The organism is Streptomyces sulphureus DSM 40104, assembly GCF_000381025.1.
Classification (GTDB): domain Bacteria; phylum Actinomycetota; class Actinomycetes; order Streptomycetales; family Streptomycetaceae; genus Streptomyces; species Streptomyces sulphureus.
Genome location: NZ_KB905815.1, coordinates 427,091 through 444,940, shown reverse-complemented (window position 1 = coordinate 444,940; position 17,850 = coordinate 427,091). Strand labels below are relative to the sequence as shown.

The following is a 17,850-nucleotide window of genomic DNA, read 5'->3' as shown; positions in this document are numbered from 1 at the left end:
TCCGAGAAGGGCTGCCGCCTTGCGGGCGGTCAGGTGCCGGTCGAGGCGGCTGCCCATGTCCAGCCCGACTCGGCCGTGACTCAGGTGCGTTCGGGGGCAGCGCCCGCCGGTCCGCGTCGGTGGGCGGGTCCGTCCACTTCGGCTCCAGCAGCCCGGAGGGTGCTGGATCGAGCAGTGCGCAACGCTCGTGACAAGCCCCGGTATCGGAACGCGTGCCGATGGCGCGGGCAGGGCCGGTTTCCCGTGTGTTCCGCAGCCCCGGTGGAGGCCGTGCTTGCGCTACGACCGAACGCGGGCGAGCCTTCTCCTCGAGGCCATCGGCGGGACGGTTCTCACGCGGCATGAGCCGGTCCTCGGCCGCCCGGACGACCGGTGCCGGGCGGTCGAAATCGCGCAGCCGCTGGCTCACCGCCGGCCGAGCCCCGCCCGGTGCCCGCCGGCGTGCGGCACAAGTCGAGGAGCACTCACGGAAGTTGGGCCCTGCCGACTCCCCGGACGGGTGCGCTGTCCCGCCGTCCGAGACGTCCGGCAGTGTGCCGCGCTGTGCTTGACGCGGCCGGAAGCCTCGGGACGGTTGCGACGCTCCGATACCCGCGCCCGCGGACGAGTCACTCGACTCGGTCGGTCAACTTCCCCCGGACGCAGAGCAGTCGGCGCTGTGGGTGCAGCGCGGCTCCGTGCGTCCCGCGCCGCCCTCGTCGCCCGGCCTACGCCACGGCGTGCAGCGCTCCGTCCGCCGCCGGCTCGGGGACGCCGAAGTCCCGCAGGATCTCCCGGCCGGCTCGCTCCGCCGAGGCGAGCGCACCCGCCGCGGAGCCCGTGTCCCTGTGGTCCCCGCAGACGTAGAGGCCGGAGAGCACGCGGACCGGGCGGTGCGGGTCGTGCGGCGCCGGCATCGCGGGGACCGCCTGCGGGTCGTGGTGGGAAGCGAGCAGCTCCCAGTGCTCGGCGTCCAGGCCGTGGAGCGCGGAGAGTTGGGGGCGCGCCGCTTTGTCGAGCACGCCTGTCGGCTCCGTCGCCGCGTCGCCCAGCACCACCGAGCTGACGAGGTGGCGGCCGGGCAGCGCCCGCGACGGATCGACCGCCGTGGCCGACCAGGTGTGGCTCACCGGTCCGCGCGGTGCGCGGGAGCGCGTCGGGCCCTCGGCGTCGACGAGGAGCGCCGCGCCGTGCGCCGGCGGCTCGGGCGCCGCGTGGTGCAGCACCGTCACGGGGTGGAAGGGCGGGGTGCGCAGCCCCGGCAGGAGGGCGGCGGCCGAGCGCGCCTCGGTGGCGACGAGCACCGCGCGGCATGCGAGGGTGCCGTGCTCCTCGGTGACGACGGCGTTGGTGGTGACGGAGCGGACACGCACCCCGGTGTGCACCGTCCCCTCCGGCAGTGCGGCGGCGAGGAGTTCGGGGACGGCCGCGAGCCCGCCGGCCGGCATCCAGAGGCCCTCCCTGGCGAAGGAGCGCAGCGCGGCGTCGGCGACCCGGGTCGACGTGGTGAGGTCCGGGTCGCTGAGGAGCGAGGCGAGGAAGGCGCGCAGCAGGGTGTCGGCGGTGCGCGTGGGACCGTAGGCGCCGTGCGGGCGGGAGCCGTCGGGGGCTTCGGCGGTCGGGAAGCGCGCGGCGTACGGCAGCGCCAGGACGCGGGCCGCGCCCACGGGCCGCCGCCTGCGCTCGGCGCTCGACAGCGCCTCGGCGAGCGGGAGTTCGGGGCGCGCGCCGAGCTCGCGTGCCGGGAGCGACGCGAGCCGTGCGAGCGTCGCGTGGAGGCGGGCGACCTCCAACGCGCCGGAGACGGCGGCCTTGGAGCGCGCGGTGGTGAAGGCCCGTGCCGTCCAGAGTGCGCCCCTCGTGCGCCCCTGGTACGCGCGCTCTCCGTCGTCCCGTGCCGTCCCGACCTGCCGCGGCAGCCGCGTCCCCGAGCGGCCTCCGCCGAGGCGGTGCGCCGCGCCCTCGGCGCAGAGCACGGCGCCCGACGAGAACGGGCGCAGCACCAGCGCGTCGAGCGCGGAGAGCTGAGCGAAGGCGGCGCCCGCGCCGGGGTCGAGGATGCCGGTGCCGCGGTCGAGGCGGTACCCGTCGAGGTGGTCCGTGCTCATCCGCCCGCCGACGGCCTCGCCGGCTTCGACCACCGTGACGCGGAGCCCCGCGCGGGTGAGGCGGTGGGCCGCGGCGAGTCCCGACAGCCCGGCGCCCACGACCACCACGTCGGCCTCCTGTGCCACTCCTGTGCCTGCGCCTGCGCTGCTGCTGAGCACGGTCCCTCCCGTGGGTGATCCGCGGCTGATGTGTCCCGGGTCTCTTCGAAACTGCGTGCTGCTGACGTCCTGATGCCCCGACTGATGCGGCTGACACCGGAGTTCACGCCGTACACGACCACCCTAGGCAACTGAGCGGTCGCGGATAGTCGCGCAGGGAAGGGCACGGTCGCACGACGGTCGCACACAGTGCCACGCCCGGCGCGCGCGGGTGCGAAACGGCGCCGTGCGCAGCGGCTAGGCGAGCGCCGCGCGGACGGAGTCCTCCACCTCGGGGAAGGCGAACCGGAATCCTGCCTCCAACAACCGGTTGGGCAGCACCCGTTGGCTCCCGAGCACGTCCTCGGCGAACTCCCCGAGCGCCGCCCTCAGCACGGGCGCCGGTACGGCGAACGGCGTGGGCCGGTGCAGCACGCGGCCCATCGCCTCCGTCGCCTCGCGGTTGGTGGCGGGCACCGGCGCCGTGAGGTTGAACGGTCCGGAGAGCTCGTCGTCGTCGAGGAGGCGCCGCAGCGCGGCGAGGTGGTCGTGGAGGGCGATGTGGGACCAGTACTGCCTCCCGTCGCCGAGGCGCCCGCCGAGCCCCGCCTTGAAGAGCGGGAAGAGCCGCCCCCACGCGCCTCCGCGCCGGGAGACGACGAGCCCGGTGCGTGCGTACACGGTGCGGATGCCGGCGTCGCGCGCGGCCCCGGCCGCCGCCTCCCAGTCCTGGCACATGTCGGCGAGGAACCCGTGCCCCGCGGGCGACTCCTCGTCGACGGGCCGGTCGCCCGTGTCCCCGTAGAAGCCGACGGCGCTCCCGCAGACGAGGACCCGCGGCGGGGTGTGCAGCTCCGCGACCGCCTCGGCGATCGCGGCCGTGCCGAGCACCCGGCTGTCCCACAGCTCCTTCTTGTAGGCGGCCGTCCATCTGCGGTCCCCGACCCCCGCCCCCGCCAGGTGCACCACGGCGTCGCACCCCGCGAGCCCCTCCGCGTCGACGTACTGCCGCTTCGGGTCCCACACGAAGGACTCGCCCCCGACCCGCTTCGTCCCCTCCCGGACGAGCCGCACCACGGTGTGCCCGTCCGCGGAGAGGGAGTCGGTGAGCGCGGAACCGATGAGCCCCGTGGACCCGGTGATCGCGATACGCATGCGCCCATCCTGCCTTCCCGCGCCCGGCGCCGCACCGACCGGCGAGCCGCTCTCCCGCGGGCCAACACCCGGTCGCAGCGGTCCTGTTGACCCGGAACGGGGTGGACGGGGCGGTGATCGGGACGGCACAGTACGGCCCATGGCGTCCGCTCAGTCTCCGTCGCCCCCGCCGACGATCCGCCCCGCAGGCCCAGGCGACGAACAACTGCTGGGAGCGCTCGACCGCCGCGCCTGGTCCACGCGCTACTCGGTCCAGCCCCGTCCCCAGCCCCCTTACGAGCCGTTCTTCGGCCCCGAACGGCCTCCGGCCCACCACCTCGTGGCCGAGCTGGAGGGCGAGGGCCTCGTCGGCTACGTGCGCTGCGAGCCGCCGAGCGGCCTCGCGGCGCACGCGCACGTACGGCAGATCAACGGCCTCGTCGTCGACGAGCGCGCGCGGGGCCGGGGCGTCGGCCGGGCGCTGCTGGAGGGCGCGTGCGCACTCGCGCGCCGGCAGGGAGCGGTCCGCATGACACTGCGGGTGCTCGGGCACAACGTCCCCGCGCGGGCGCTCTACAAGGCGGCCGGGTTTCGCGAAGAGGGCCTGCTGCCCGGGGAGTTCCTCCTCGAAGGCGAGTACGTCGACGACGTCGTGATGGGCCGTACGCTCCGCTGACGCCTACCCGCGGACGCGGTCCCACAGACGGGGGAGGCGGTCGGCGAGCGCCTCGTCGTCGTCGAGGTCGAGCGGGGTGCCCGTCGGCTCCTCGGGCGGTTCCGGCAGGCCGAGGTCGGGCAGGACGGTCGCGGTGAGCTGCTCGTACGCCTCGTCCGCGGCGTAGCCGAGGTCCTCGCCCTCGCCGTCGAACTGCGGGTCGAAGCCGGTGAGGAGGTCGGCGAGGCTGTCGGCGTCGTGGGCCGCGGCCTCGAAGACCTCCCTGCCCTGGCCGATGAGCCAGCAGCGGAAGGAGTCGAACGTCTCGTCGTCGACCGGCTCCCCTGCGCTCCCCAGCAGGACGGTCGCTGCGGCCCACACGTCCCACTGGTAGGCGCGGTGGAAGCGGGAGTCGAAGTGGCGCGCGAAGTCGGCGACGCCCTCCGGGTCCCGTCTGGTGAGCTGCTCGATCAGCACGTCCGCCTGTTCCTCCGGGTCCCCCTCGGAGGCTTCGCGCGCGGCGTCGATCAACTCCCAGAAATCCGTCTCGTCCATCACGCCCCTCAGCATCCAGGCTGCCGCGCCCCCGTGCACGCGGAGCGCGCCAGATGCGGCTGTCTCGTTATCCGCGGGAAGCGGTCTCCGCCATACCCGACGGGAGGTGTCCGGTATCCCCGGCAGGGTGTCGGCGTACGGCGCCGCTTCCGCGGCGACGCCACAAGGAGAGGAGCGCAGATGGCGGAGGAACACCGGCCGCTCGCCGGCTGCACCGCACTCGTCGCGGGAGCGACGCGCGGCGCGGGGCGGGCGATCGCCGTCGAGCTGGGGAGGGCGGGCGCCGCGGTCTACGCCGTGGGGCGCACCACCCGCTCCCGGACGAGCGAGGTGCGGCGTCCGACGGAGACGATCGAGGAGACGGCCGCACTCGTCACCGCTGCGGGTGGCGAAGGCGTCGCCGTCGAGGCCGACCTCCTCGACGCAGCGCAGGTCGCCGCGGTCGTCGAGCGGATCGACGCCGAGCGGGGCCGGCTCGACGTGCTCGTCTCCAACGCATGGGGAGGTGACCACCTCGTCGAGTGGAAGAAACGCATGTGGGAGCACGACTTGGAGGCGGGGCTGCGCATGCTGAGGCTCGGCGTCGAGACGCACCTCGTCGCCGCGGCCTGCGCGCTCCCGCTGCTCGTCAGCCGCCCCGGCGGTCTCCTGGTCGAAATCACCGACGGCACGGCCGACTCCAACCGTCCCTACCGCAAGCCGTTCTACTACGACCTCGCCAAGACGGCACCGCTGCGGATCGCGCACGACCTCGCCGAGGAGCTCCCCGAGTACGGCGGCACGGCGGTCTGCCTCACGCCCGGCTGGCTGCGCTCCGAGGCGATGCTCGACACCGCCTTCCGCGTCACCGAGGAGAACTGGCGCGAAGGGTGCGCGCAGGACCCGCACTTCGCGATGTCCGAGTCGCCCGCCCTGATCGGCCGCGCCGTCGCCGCCCTCGCAGCCGACCCGCAGGTGGCGCGGTGGAACGGGGCCTCCCTCTCCAGCGGCGGCCTCGCCCGTGAGTACGGCTTCACCGACGCGGACGGCTCGGCACCGGACTTCTGGCGCTACTACGCCGAAGTCCAGCAGGCAGGCAAACCGGCCGAACCGACCGGCTACCGCTGAGTGCGCGCAACTTCACGCATACGGCGGGGAGTTGGCCCGTCAGATGCCCGGCGGCGCGAATGGCTCGACGACCGGTGGCGCCTCCGTCGCTCTGTGGTTTCCCCACAGGGCGCGCTGCCTCAGCGCCTCCGCGTAGCCCTCCAGGAAGACGATCGACCGGGGGTCGGCGGGACGCTCGGCGGGCGCGTCGGCCCCGGCTTTCTCGACGTCGAGTCACAGTGCTCCTTCACCGGTGGAAGTCGGGGTGGTGCGCTCGTGGCCTGCGTCGCGAACTGCCCGCAGACTGTCGGACGTCGGCGCGCACGAAGCCGCCCCGTCGGCTCCTGCGGAGCCGCGCACCACAACGGGACAGAACCCACGACGGTGCACCGGACCGACGCGGACTACCGCTCTCCCCCGTAGAGGCGCGCGCTCTTCCGCGCCGCCTCCGCGAACCGTCCGCGCAGCCGCTCGGGCGCCAGCACCTCGCACTCCGCACCGAGCCCGAGGAGCTGCGCGAATGCGACGTCCTCGCCCTCGACGGCGAGCACGGTCCGCGTCCACCCGTGCGCGTCGAGGTGCCCGGCGGCGAGCGCCTCCGCCGCTGCCGAGCGGTCCGTGACGGCGGGAAGCTGCCGGACGCCGGCGGGGGAGAGGCGCACCTCCACCTCTGTCCGCAGCAGCGACCGAGCGAAGGCCGCCGCGCGCTCCCGCCAGAACGCGGGAAGGTCGAACTCCCCCTCGCGCGCGAAGCGTTCGCCGAGCACCTCGACGGAGACGAACCGGTCGACCCGGTACACCCGCCACCCCTCCCGACCGTCCCGCGCCTCCCCGCCCTCGGCCGCCACCCGCGCCGCCGCATACCAGACGCCCGCTTTGAGCACGAGCCCGTACGGCTCCAGCGTCCGTTCGACCTCGCCCGACTTGCCGCGGTACCGGACGTGCACCGTGCGGTCGTCCCACACCGCCCCCGCGAGCTCCGGCAGCAGCGGGGGTGCCTCGGGCTCGTGCCACCAGGCCGGTGCGTCGAGGTGGAAGCGCTGCGCCGTCGTGCCGGGGACGTCGCCGAACCGCGGGTCGAGCGCGGCCGCGACCTTCAGCCGGGCGCTGGACGCCGTGTCCGCGAGACCCATCTCCCGCAGTGCGCCGGGGACTCCGGAGAGGAAGAGCGCCTCGGCCTCGTTGCGGTGGATTCCGGTGAGGCGCGTACGGTACCCGCCGAGCAGCCGGTAGCCGCCCGCGCGTCCACGGTCGGCGTAAACGGGGACGCCGGCCTCGTTGAGCGCCAGGACGTCCCTGGCGACCGTGCGCTCCGACACCTCCAGCTCGTCCGCGAGTTCGGCGGCGGTCAGCTCGCGGTGCGCCTGGAGCAGCAGCACCATCTTGAGGAGTCGGGATGCTCGCATGGTGGCATTCTGCCGATGGGGACGCTGCTACCGTTCGTTGATCGAACAGAGTGTGAACAAAGGTTTTCGACTATGTCCAACCAACCGCGCGAGCAGTGGGGCTCCCGTGTGGGCTTCCTGTTCGCCGCGATCGGGTCCGCCATCGGGCTCGGGAACATCTGGAGGTTCCCGGGGGAGGCGTACAACAACGGTGGCGGCGCCTTCCTGCTGCCGTACCTGATCGCGCTGCTGACGGCGGGCCTCCCGCTGCTGATCCTCGAATACACCGTCGGGCGCAGGTACCGGAAGTCGCCCCCTGCCGCCTTCCGGCAGCTCACCAAGCCCGCCCAGGCGATCGGCTGGTGGCAGGTCTTCATCTGCTTCGTCATCGCCAGCTACTACGCGGTGATCGTCGCGTGGGCGGTCCGGTACACCTTCTTCTCGGTCGACCGTGCCTGGGGCGAGGACCCGGCCGGATTCTTCGCGGGTGACTTCCTCCAGTCCTCGGACCCGGGCGCCGGTATCAGCTCCTACGTGGGCGGCGTCTTCTGGCCGCTGCTCTTCGTGTGGGCGGTCGTCCTCGTCATCCTCGGGCTGGGGGTGCGCAAGGGCATCGAGAAGGCGAACATCTTCTTCATCCCGCTCCTCGTGCTCTTCTTCGTCGTGCTGGTGGTGCGGGCCGTCACCCTCGACGGAGCGGCGAAGGGCCTCGACGCCCTCTTCACCCCGGACTGGGGCGCGCTCACCGACGGAAGCGTCTGGGTCGCCGCCTACGGGCAGATCTTCTTCTCGCTCTCCATCGGCTTCGGGATCATGGTGACGTACGCGTCCTACCTGAGGCGGAAGTCCGACCTGACGGGCTCGGCGCTCGTCGCCGGGTTCGCCAACAGCTCCTTCGAGATCCTCGCCGGTATCGGCGTCTTCGCGACGCTCGGCTTCATGGCGCAGGCGAGCGGCGTCGGCGTCAACGAGGTCGCGGAGTCCGGGGTCGGGCTCGCCTTCATCGCGTTCCCCACGGTGATCTCGCAGATGCCGCTCGGGGGGCTCTTCGGCGTCCTGTTCTTCCTCTCGCTCGCCATCGCGGGGCTCACCTCGCTGGTGAGCATCGTCGAGGTGGTCATCTCCTCGGTGCGCGACCGCACCGGCATGCGCCGCGGCCCCGCCGTGGCGATCGTCGGCGGGCTCGTCGCCGTCGCCTCGCTCGCCGTCTTCCCGACCAACGCGGGGCTCAACATCCTCGACGCGTGCGACCACTTCATCAACCAGTACGGCATCGTCCTGGCGGCGCTCGCGTTCCTCATCGTCGTCGGCTGGGTGCTGCGGAAGCTCAAGCCGCTCCAGGCCAACGCCGACGCGACCTCCGCGGTGCGGCTCGGCCTGTGGTGGCGGATCTGCCTCGGTGTGGTCACGCCGCTCGTCCTCGCCTGGATGATGGTGGACAGCCTGCGGCAGGAGTTCTCCGAGAACTACGGCGGGATGCCGACGTCGTTCCTCATCTGGTCGGGCTGGGGGATCGCGGGCGGCGCGCTGATCCTCGGCGTTCTCGTGGCGCTGATCCCGTGGCGCAACGGGCCCGAGCCCGAGGACCCCGTCGATGAGGAAGTCGCCGAGCCCGCGGTCGAGTCGGGGAAGGAGGAGCGCTGATGTCGACGAGCGCGATCGTCATGATGGTCGTGGCCATCGTCGTGGTCTGGGGCGGAATGGTCGCGGCCATCCTCAAGCTGCGCGGCCACCCGGACCCGCCCGAGGACTGACCCGCAGCACCGCCGGCGGCGGCCGTAACGAAGAAGGGGCGGGCCCGCGGGCCCGCCCCTTCTCTTGCCGTCTCTCTTGCCGTCCGGACCTCAGGCGAGGCCGTACTTCTCCGCCGCCTGGCGGACCGCCTCGTGCTTCACCTCGCCGCGCAGGGCGAGCCGCGAGAGCGCCGCGACGACCACCGACTGCGCGTCGACGCCGAAGTGGCGCCGCGCGGCCTCACGGGTGTCGGAGAGCCCGAAGCCGTCCGTGCCCAGCGACGACCAGTCCTGCTCGACCCACTGGCTGATCTGGTCGGGAACAGCACGCATCCAGTCGCTGACGGCGAGGACGGGGCCGGGGGCTCCGGCGAGCGTCCTGGTGACGTACGGCGTCCGCTCCTCGCCGCGGAGGGCCGCCGCGTCGCACTCCATCGCCTCGCGCCGCAGCTCGCTCCAGGACGGCGCGGACCACACGTCGGCGGCCACGCCCCACTCCTCCGCGAGGATGCGCTGCGCGTCGAGAATCCAGTGGATCGCGGTGCCCGACGCGAGGAGCTGGATGCCCGGCGCCCCGGCGGCCGGCGCGGCCTCCAGCTCGGCGGCGTCCCGGAACCGGTAGAGGCCCTTGACGATGCCCTCCTCGACACCGGGACGCTCCGGCATCGCGGGCTGCACCTTGGCCTCGTTGTAGACCGTGAGGTAGTAGAAGACGTCCTCCTGCGCCGCCGCGTCCGGGCCGTACATCCGGCGAATGCCGTCCTTGACGATGGCGCCCACCTCGTAGGCGAAGGCCGGGTCGTACGAGAGCGCCGCGGGGTTGGTCGAGGCGAGCAGGTGCGAGTGACCGTCGGCGTGCTGGAGGCCCTCGCCGGTCATGGTGGTGCGTCCGGCGGTCGCGCCGATGACGAAGCCGCGGCCCAACTGGTCGGCGAGCGCCCAGAACTGGTCGCCGGTCCGCTGGAACCCGAACATCGAGTAGAAGATGTAGAACGGGATCATCGGCTCGCCGTGCGTCGCGTACGAGGTGGCGGCGGCGGTGAAGTCGGCGAGCGAGCCGGCCTCGGTGATCCCCTCGTTGAGGACCTGACCGTTCGCGGACTCCTTGTAGTACATCAACTGATCGCGGTCGACCGGGTCGTAGGTCTGCCCGAGCGGCGAGTAGATGCCCGCGGAGGGGAAGAGCGACTCCATGCCGAAGGTGCGGGCCTCGTCGGGGACGATCGGCACCCAGCGGGCACCGGTCTCCTTGTCCTTCATCAGGTCCTTGACGAGGCGGACGAACGCCATCGTGGTGGCGATCTCCTGCGAGCCCGAGCCCTTCTGCAGCGCCTCGAACGGCTTCTCGGCCGGCGCAGGCAGGCCCACCTGGTGCACCTTGCGCGCCGGCGCGGGGCCGCCGAGCGCGGCACGGCGCTCCTGGAGGTAGCGCACCTCGGGAGAGTCGGCACCCGGGTGGACGTACGGCGGGAGGTCGCCCTCCAACTTGCTGTCGGGGATGGGAAGTTGGAGCAGGTCCCGCATCGTGCGGAACTCGTCGCCCGTGAGCTTCTTCATCTGGTGGTTGGCGTTCCGGGACTCGAATCCGGCGCCGAGCGTGTGGCCCTTGATCGTCTGCGCCAGGATCACCGTCGGGGCACCCTTGTGCTCGACGGCGGCACGGTAGGCGGCGTAGACCTTCCGCGGTTCGTGCCCCGCGCGCGAGGCGTGGAAGAGCTCGATGAGCTTGTCGTCGCTGAGCAGCCTGCCGAGCTCGACGAGCGCCGGGTCGGCGCCGAAGAAGTGCTCGCGGATGTACGCGGCGTCGCGCGTCGCGTACGTCTGGAACTGCGCGTCCGGCACCTCGCCGAGACGGCGTACGAGGGCGCCCGTGGTGTCGAGCTGGAGCACCTCGTCCCAGGCAGTGCCCCACAGCGCCTTGACGACGTTCCAGCCGGCGGCCCTGAACTGCGCCTCCATCTCCTGCACGATCTTGAAGTTCGCGCGCACGGGACCGTCGAGCCGCTGGAGGTTGCAGTTGATCACGAAGGTGAGGTTGTCGAGCTGCTCCCGACCGGCGAGCGCGAGTGCGGCCGTCGATTCGGGCTCGTCCATCTCGCCGTCGCCGAGGAACGCCCACACGCGGGAGGCGGAGGTGTCCTTGATGCCGCGGCCCGTGAGGTAGCGGTTGAACCGCGCCTGATAGACGGCCGAGATCGGCCCGATGCCCATGGAGACGGTGGGGAACTCCCACAGCCAGGGCAGCCGCCGCGGGTGCGGGTAGGAGGGGAGTCCTTCGCCGCCGGCCTCGCGGCGGAAGTGGTCGAGGTGGTCCTCGGTGAGGCGGCCGTCGAGGAAGGCGCGGGCGTAGATGCCGGGTGAGGCGTGGCCCTGGATGAAGAGCTGGTCGCCCGAGCCGTCGGACTCCTTGCCGCGGAAGAAGTGCTGGAAGCCGGTCTCGTAGAGCCAGGCGGCCGAGGCGAAGGTCGCGATGTGGCCGCCGAGGCCGAGCTTGCTCCCACGGGTCACCATCGCGGCGGCGTTCCACCGGTTCCAGGCGGTGATCCGCGCCTCCATCGCCTCGTCACCGGGGAACTCCGGCTCGGCGGCGGTGGGGACGGTGTTGATGTACTCGCTCTCCAGCGGCTGCGCGACGCGCAGGCCACTGGCGGCGGCGTGCTCGACCGTGCGGCGGACTATGTACGAGGCCCGCTCGTCGCCCGCGTGGGCGGCCACCGCGTCGAGCGAGGCGCGCCATTCGGCGGTCTCCTGCGGGTCCCGGTCGGCGAGCTGGTCGAGCTCGCTCTGCCGGGAGAGGGCGGCTGCCGCCACTTCTTTGTTGACGGACTCTGGCATGGGTGGCCACCTCCGGACGGCGGGTTCGGTGCGGGATTTCCCTGAAGGGGCAGGACAGGGGGAACCCGACCTGCGACTCTACGCCCGCGATCGATGATCGATCAAAGCTTCGGAAGGAAAAATCGGCCCGTACTGCGAAATCGGCATTCCGTGCCGCGAAAACGGGCACCGAGTGCCGAGAGGGGCGAGGGGTTCGTACGGTGAATTCCCTTTCGCGCCTTGGCGGTTCAGTCCTCCGGTCGGGGAGCAGGCGCGCAACCGAGGACGTGGAGCTTCAACTGCTCCGCCAGGTCCGCATCGCCGCGCTCGACGGCGTCGAGCACCGCCTGGTGCTCCTCCGCGTACGACTTCTGCACGGTGCCGAGCCACCGGATCGACAGCGCAGTCCAGACCTCTATGCCCAGCGACTCCCAGGTGTGCAGCAGGACGCTGTTCCCCGAGGCGCGCACGAGCTCCCGGTGGAAGGCGACGGTGTGCCGCACCTGCGCCTCGCCGTCCATGAGCCGGTCCGCCTCGTAGAGCGCCTCCACATGCGGGCGGAGGGCAGAGACGTCGCCGCCCATCCGCGGGGCGGCCAGCTCCGCCGCGATCCGCTCCAGGCCGGCCCGTACCGGGTAGATCTCCTCCAGGTCGGCCGGTGACAACTCCCGTACGCGGACCCCTTTGTTGGGCGCCGACTCGATCAGGCGCAGCGCCTCCAGCTCCCGGAGCGCCTCGCGCACCGGCGTCTGGCTCACCTCGAGCTCCACCGCGATCCGTCGCTCCACGATCCGCTCGCCCGGCTTCCAGCGGCCGCTGACGATCCCCTCCACGAGGTGCTCGCGGATCTGTTCGCGCAGCGAGTGGACGACGGGCAGGGTCATCGGCGTGCTCCTTGGAGGATGGGTGTTCCGAACGATACGGCGCCGCGACACGGCAGCGCCCCCGCCCGGTGAACCGAGCGAGGGCGCGGGGTCCGTGCGCGCGGCCGTCGGACGGACGCGGCGCGGGGTGCCTGCCGGCGCCCGCCGCGGCACGTGGCCGGGTGCGGGCGCCGGACGTTCACGCAGGCCGGAGCCTGCGCGAGGGGATGTCAGAGACCGAGCTCGGTCTCGAACTCGCCGGCCTCCAGGATCTCCTTGACCGTCGTGAGGTAGCGCGCCGCGTCGGCGCCGTCCACGAGGCGGTGGTCGTAGGAGAGCGTGACGTAGGTCATGTGCCGGATGGCGATCGTCTCCCCGAGATCCGGGTGGTCGACGACGACCGGGCGCTTGACCGTCGCACCGATGCCGAGGATGCCGACCTGGTTCGGCGGGACGATGACCGTGTCGAAGAGGGCGCCGCGCGAACCGGTGTTGCTCACCGTGAAGGTCGCGCCCGACATGTCGTCGGGGGAGATCTGGTTCGAGCGGACCTTGCCCGCGAGCTCCGCCGTCTTCTTGGCGATGCCGGCGAGGTTGAGGTTGCCCGCCTCCTTGACGACCGGAGTCATCAGGCCCTTCTCCGCGTCGACGGCGATGCCGACGTTCTCGACGTCGAAGTAGGTGATCGTGCCCTCGTCCTCGTTGATCCGGGCGTTCACGGCCGGGTGGGCCTTGAGCGCCTGGGCCGCGGCCTTGACGAAGAACGGCATCGGCGAGAGCTTCACGCCCTCACGCGACTGGAAGGACGCCTTCGCCTGCTCCCGCAGCTTCATGATCTTGGTGACGTCCACCTCGATCGCCGTGGTGAGCTGGGCCTGGCCGTGGAGCGCCTTCATCATGTTGTCGCCGATGACCTTGCGCATCCGCGGCATCTTCACCGTCTGCCCGCGCAGCGGGGAGGCCTCGATCACGGGGGCCTTCTTGCCGCCGGCCGGAGCCGCCGCCGGAGCCTGGGCCGCCGGGGCCTGCTTCGCCTCGGCCGCCGCGACGACGTCCTGCTTGCGGATACGGCCGCCGACGCCCGTGCCCTTGACCTGCGTCAGGTCGACACCGTGCTCCGCGGCGAGCTTGCGCACCAGCGGGGTGACGTACGCGCCCTCGGCCTCGGGGGCCGGGGCGGCCGGAGCCGCCTGCGGCGCCGGGGCCTGCGCCTGCGCCGGGGCCTGCGCCTGCGCGGGGGCAGCCGGTGCCGGTGCCGGGGCGGGCTCCGGCTGGGGCGCCGGTGCCGGTTCGGGCGCCGGGGCCGCGGGTGCGGGTGCCGGTTCGGGTGCCGGGGTGGTCGGCGCGGGAGCCTCGGGTGCCGAAGCGGGGCCCGGGGCCGCGCCGGGGGCGCCGATGACCGCGAGCTTCGCGCCGACCTCGGCGGTCTCGTCCTCGTTGACCGTGATCTCCAGCAGGGTGCCGGAGGAGGGCGCGGGGATCTCGGTGTCGACCTTGTCGGTGGAGACCTCGAGCAGCGGCTCGTCCGCCGCGACCTCCTCGCCGACCTGCTTCAGCCAGCGGGTGACGGTGCCCTCGGTCACGGACTCGCCGAGCGCCGGAAGCGTCACGTCGGTGCCCTCGGCCGCGCCGCCCGACGGGGCAGGCGCCGGCTGAGCCGGAGCCTGCTGCTGCGGCGCCTCTGCGGGAGCCGGCTGCGCGGGCGCCTGCTGCTGCGGGGCCTCCTGTTGGGGTGCCGCGGCAGGCGCGGGGGCGCCCGAACCGTCGTCGATCGACGCGAGTTCCGCGCCGACCTCGACCGTCTCGTCCTCGGCGACCTTGATCGAGGAGAGCGTCCCCGCGGCAGGGGACGGGATCTCGGTGTCGACCTTGTCGGTGGAGACCTCGAGCAACGGCTCGTCGGCCTCGACGTGCTCACCCTCGGCCTTCAGCCAGCGGGTGACGGTGCCCTCGGTGACGCTCTCGCCGAGCGCCGGCAGGGTTACGGAAACCGCCATGGTTTCTGTTGCTCCTAACGAAATGTGCGGATGGAACGCGCCCGGTCGTGGTCAGTCGTGCGAATGCAGCGGCTTGCCGGCGAGGGCGAGGTGCGCTTCGCCGAGTGTTTCCGTCTGCGTGGGGTGGGCGTGGATGAGCTGTGCCACCTCGGAGGGCAGCGCTTCCCAGTTGTAGATCAACTGGGCCTCGCCGACCTGCTCGCCCATGCGGTCACCGACCATGTGGACGCCGACGACGGCACCGTCACGGACCTGGACGAGCTTCACCTCGCCCGTGGTCTTCAGAATCTTGCTGCGGCCGTTGCCCGCGAGGTTGTACTTGAGGGTCACCACCTTGTCGGCACCGTACCGCTCCTTGGCCTTCTCCTCGCTCAGGCCGACCGAGGCGACCTCGGGGTTGCAGTAGGTGACCCGCGGGACACCGTCGTAGTCGATCGGCACCGGGTTGAGCCCGGCGAGCCGCTCGGCGACGAGGATGCCCTCGGCGAAGCCGACGTGCGCAAGCTGGAGGGTGGGAATGAGGTCGCCGACGGCGGAGACGGTCGGGACGCTGGTCCGGCAGTACTCGTCGACCTGGACGAAGCCTCGGTCGATCGCGACGCCGGCCTCCTCGTAGCCGAGCCCCTGCGAGACGGGCCCGCGTCCGATGGCGACGAGCAGCACCTCGGCCTCGAACTCCTTGCCGTCGGCGAGAACCACCTTGACGCCGTCCTGCGTGTACTCGGCGCGCTCGAAGAAGGTGCCGAGGTTCGACTTTATCCCGCGCTTGCGGAACGCCCGCTCCAGCAGCTTCGAGCTGTTCTCGTCCTCGGCGGGGACGAGGTGCTTGAGGCCCTCGACGACGGTGACCTCCGTGCCGAAGGAGGTCCACGCGGAGGCGAACTCGACGCCGATCACGCCGCCTCCGAGGACGACGGCGGACTTCGGCACGCGGTCGAGCTGGAGGGCGTGGTCGGAGGAGATGATGCGATCGCCGTCGATCTCCAGCCCCGGCAGGGACTTGGGCACGGAGCCGGTCGCGAGCAGGATGTGCCGGCCCTCGAAGCGCTGGCCGTTGACGTCGACGGAGGTGGGGGAGGAGAGGTACCCGGACCCCTCGACGTAGGTGACCTTGCGGGAGGCGACGAGCCCCTGAAGGCCCTTGTGGAGTCCGGAGACCACGCCGTCCTTGTACTTGTGGACACCGGCCATCTCGATGCCCTCGAAGGAGGTCTTGACGCCGAACTCGGCGCCCTCGCGGGCGGAGTCGGCGACCTCGCCGGCGTGCAGCAGGGCCTTGGTGGGGATGCAGCCGCGGTGCAGGCAGGTGCCACCGAGCTTGTCCTTCTCGATCAGGGCGACGTCCAGCCCCAACTGAGCGGCGCGCAGCGCGGCGGCATAGCCACCGCTCCCGCCCCCGAGGATCACTAGGTCGAAAACAGTGCTGGCGTCGTTCGCCACGTCACGTCCTCCATGCATGGGTGCGCCGGTGCCGGTCTCCTTCGACCGGGCGGCTGTATTGCGGCCGCTGCTGTACTCGGCCCTGGACTCGGCGCGATCCGCGCCGGTGGGCCCTGTCCTGCCGGAAACCCATCTTCGCACTTGTCGACGGAATGCGGGACGCCGGGCGGCAGTAGCCACTGGCCGAGACGCGTCAGGGCGCCGACCGCGGTCGGTCGGCGCCCTGGAGCCCGCTGTGCGTCAGAGGACCTCGCCGTCCGCCGTCCGCTCCGCGAGACGCAGCATGGTGCGGACGCCGGAGCCGGTGCCGCCCTTGGGCGTGTAGCCGAACGGCGCCGACTCGTTGAACGCCGGCCCCGCGATGTCGAGATGGGCCCAGGTCGTCCCCTCGGAGAGGAACTCCCGCAGGAAGACGCCGGCGAGGAGGCCACCGCCCATGCGGTCGCCCACGTTCTTGATGTCGGCGACGGGGGAGTCGATCGCTGCGCGCAGCTCGGACGGGAGCGGCATCGGCCACGACGGCTCGCCCGCCTCGTCGGCGGACTCCTGGACGGCGCTGCGGAAGGCGTCGTCGTTGGCCATGATCCCGAAGGTGCGGTTGCCGAGCGCGACGACCATGGCGCCGGTGAGGGTCGCGATGTCGACGACGGCGTCGGGGGACTCCTCGCAGGCGCGGGTGAGCGCGTCCCCGAGGACGAGGCGGCCCTCCGCGTCGGTGTTGAGGACCTCGACGGTCTTGCCGCTGTACATCGTCAGCACGTCGCCGGGACGTGTCGCCGAGCCCGACGGCATGTTCTCGGCGAGCGCCAGCCAGCCGGTGACCTTGACGTCGAGCTGGAGCCTGGCGGCGGCGACGACGGTGGCGAAGACGGCGGCGGCGCCGCTCATGTCGCTCTTCATCGTCTCGTTGTGGCCGGCCGGCTTCAGCGAGATGCCGCCCGAGTCGTAGGTGATGCCCTTGCCGACGAGGGCGAGCGACTTCTTCGCCTTCGCCGGCGCGTAAGCGATGCGCACGAGGCGCGGCGGCTGCTCGGAGCCGACACCGACGCCGAGGATGCCGCCGTAGCCGCCCTTGGCGAGCGCCTTCTCGTCGAGCACCTCGATCTTGAGGCCGTGCTCCTTCGCCGCATCCTGCGCCTCGGCGACGAAGGCGGCCGGAGTGAGGTCGTTGGAGGGGGTGTTGATGAGATCGCGGGCGCGCGCGACCGCGTCGGCGAGGACCTCGGCCCGCTCGGCCGCGGCCTTGTGCGCCTTGTCCCGCGGCTTCGCACCGAGGATCGCCACCTCGGCGAGCGGCGCGCTGCGCGCCGTCTCGGCCTGGGCGGCCTTCGCCGACTTCGCGGGCTTGCCGGTCTTCGCCGTGTCGTCGCCCCGGTAGTCGGTGAAGGAGTACGCACCCAGGAGCGCGCCCTCGGCGAGCGCCGCCACGGACTCGGCGCCCTCGACGGGCAGCGCGAGCGCGGCCTTCTTCGAGCCGGCGAGCGCACGGGCGGCGGCGCCGGCGGCGCGGCGGAGCGTCTCGGCGTCGTAGGAGGAACCCTTGGCCGGGGCGGCGCCGAGGCCGACGGCGAGGACCAGCGGGGCCTTCATCCCGGACGGCGCGGGCACCTTGGTGGTCTCGCCCTCTCCGCCCGTCGCGCCGAGCGTCTCGAGGGTTGCCGCGAGCTTGCCGCCGAACGCCTTGTCGACGGCCTCCCCTCCGGCCGCGACGGCCGGCGGCCTGCCTTCGGGGCTGCCCTTGGTGACGCCGACGACGACGGCGTCCGCGCGCAGCGTCGCGGGTGACGAGGTGCTGAGAGTCAGAGCAGACACGGTGGCGGTGACCTTCTTCCTTCGGGCCGTACCCTCGTTGCGTACGGCTTGGGGGTTGTTGGGCATCGTATGCCCCGACTGAAGCCGCATCGTAAGCCCCTGGCGGCGCCCCGCTCGCGCGCCGGCGGTCGCCGCGCCGCCGGACCGGCTC

At 72.6% G+C, this 17,850-nt stretch carries 13 protein-coding genes; 4 read left to right on the top strand and 9 right to left on the bottom strand.

Annotated features, from left to right (window positions below):
* Window positions 1-707: 707 nt before the first annotated feature.
* A complete protein-coding gene (locus tag F603_RS0110045) occupies window positions 708-2,246 on the bottom strand; it encodes an FAD-dependent oxidoreductase (RefSeq protein ID WP_245600739.1) in 1,539 nt (512 codons plus the stop codon).
* 237 nt (window positions 2,247-2,483) lie between these two features.
* A complete protein-coding gene (locus tag F603_RS0110040; RefSeq protein WP_019545877.1) occupies window positions 2,484-3,380 on the bottom strand; it encodes a TIGR01777 family oxidoreductase in 897 nt (298 codons plus the stop codon).
* Window positions 3,381-3,519: 139 nt separating this feature from the next.
* Between F603_RS0110040 and F603_RS0110035 the strand changes: the two genes are divergently transcribed.
* The gene (locus F603_RS0110035; protein WP_019545876.1) at window positions 3,520-4,035 is read left to right on the top strand and encodes a GNAT family N-acetyltransferase; all 516 of its coding nucleotides are present in this window, start codon (window positions 3,520-3,522) and stop codon (window positions 4,033-4,035) included.
* Between the two features lie 3 nt (window positions 4,036-4,038).
* Here F603_RS0110035 and F603_RS0110030 read toward each other — a convergent pair whose 3' ends face one another.
* Window positions 4,039-4,569, bottom strand: a complete 531-nt coding sequence (locus tag F603_RS0110030) for a DUF4240 domain-containing protein (protein ID WP_026328296.1) — start codon at window positions 4,567-4,569, stop codon at window positions 4,039-4,041.
* Between the two features lie 180 nt (window positions 4,570-4,749).
* On the opposite strand from F603_RS0110030, the gene F603_RS0110025 reads away from it, so the two are divergent.
* Entirely contained in the window at window positions 4,750-5,676 is a 927-nt protein-coding gene (locus tag F603_RS0110025) for an SDR family oxidoreductase (protein ID WP_019545874.1), read from the top strand.
* Window positions 5,677-6,059: 383 nt separating this feature from the next.
* On the opposite strand, the gene F603_RS0110020 is transcribed toward F603_RS0110025, so the two are convergent.
* Window positions 6,060-7,061 (bottom strand): helix-turn-helix transcriptional regulator, encoded by a 1,002-nt coding sequence (locus F603_RS0110020; protein ID WP_019545873.1) that lies wholly within the window; start codon window positions 7,059-7,061, stop codon window positions 6,060-6,062.
* Window positions 7,062-7,133: 72 nt separating this feature from the next.
* On the opposite strand from F603_RS0110020, the gene F603_RS0110015 reads away from it, so the two are divergent.
* On the top strand, window positions 7,134-8,684 hold the full coding sequence (locus F603_RS0110015; protein WP_019545872.1) for a sodium-dependent transporter: 1,551 nt from the start codon (window positions 7,134-7,136) through the stop codon (window positions 8,682-8,684).
* Window positions 8,684-8,794 carry a methionine/alanine import family NSS transporter small subunit gene (locus F603_RS33950; RefSeq protein WP_019545871.1) on the top strand — a complete coding sequence of 37 codons (111 nt, stop codon included), beginning with the start codon at window positions 8,684-8,686 and terminating at the stop codon, window positions 8,792-8,794. The genes F603_RS0110015 and F603_RS33950 overlap by 1 nt, the downstream gene beginning before the upstream one ends.
* Window positions 8,795-8,884: 90 nt before the next feature.
* Here the strand turns inward: F603_RS33950 and aceE are convergent, their stop codons facing one another.
* From aceE to F603_RS0109985, 5 genes are all read right to left on the bottom strand, one after another.
* On the bottom strand, window positions 8,885-11,608 hold the full coding sequence (aceE, locus tag F603_RS0110005; protein ID WP_019545870.1) for a pyruvate dehydrogenase (acetyl-transferring), homodimeric type: 2,724 nt from the start codon (window positions 11,606-11,608) through the stop codon (window positions 8,885-8,887).
* A 227-nt stretch (window positions 11,609-11,835) separates the two neighbouring features.
* Window positions 11,836-12,471, bottom strand: a complete 636-nt coding sequence (locus tag F603_RS0110000; protein WP_019545869.1) for a GntR family transcriptional regulator — start codon at window positions 12,469-12,471, stop codon at window positions 11,836-11,838.
* 209 nt (window positions 12,472-12,680) lie between these two features.
* Window positions 12,681-14,447: a 2-oxoglutarate dehydrogenase, E2 component, dihydrolipoamide succinyltransferase gene (gene sucB, locus F603_RS0109995; RefSeq protein WP_019545868.1), complete on the bottom strand. Its 1,767-nt coding sequence runs from the start codon at window positions 14,445-14,447 to the stop codon at window positions 12,681-12,683.
* Between the two features lie 51 nt (window positions 14,448-14,498).
* The gene (lpdA, locus tag F603_RS0109990) at window positions 14,499-15,905 is read right to left on the bottom strand and encodes a dihydrolipoyl dehydrogenase (protein WP_078503620.1); all 1,407 of its coding nucleotides are present in this window, start codon (window positions 15,903-15,905) and stop codon (window positions 14,499-14,501) included.
* Window positions 15,906-16,127: 222 nt separating this feature from the next.
* Complete coding sequence (locus F603_RS0109985) at window positions 16,128-17,699, bottom strand: leucyl aminopeptidase (RefSeq protein ID WP_026328294.1); 1,572 nt, start codon at window positions 17,697-17,699, stop codon at window positions 16,128-16,130.
* Between the last annotated feature and the right edge of the window lie 151 nt (window positions 17,700-17,850).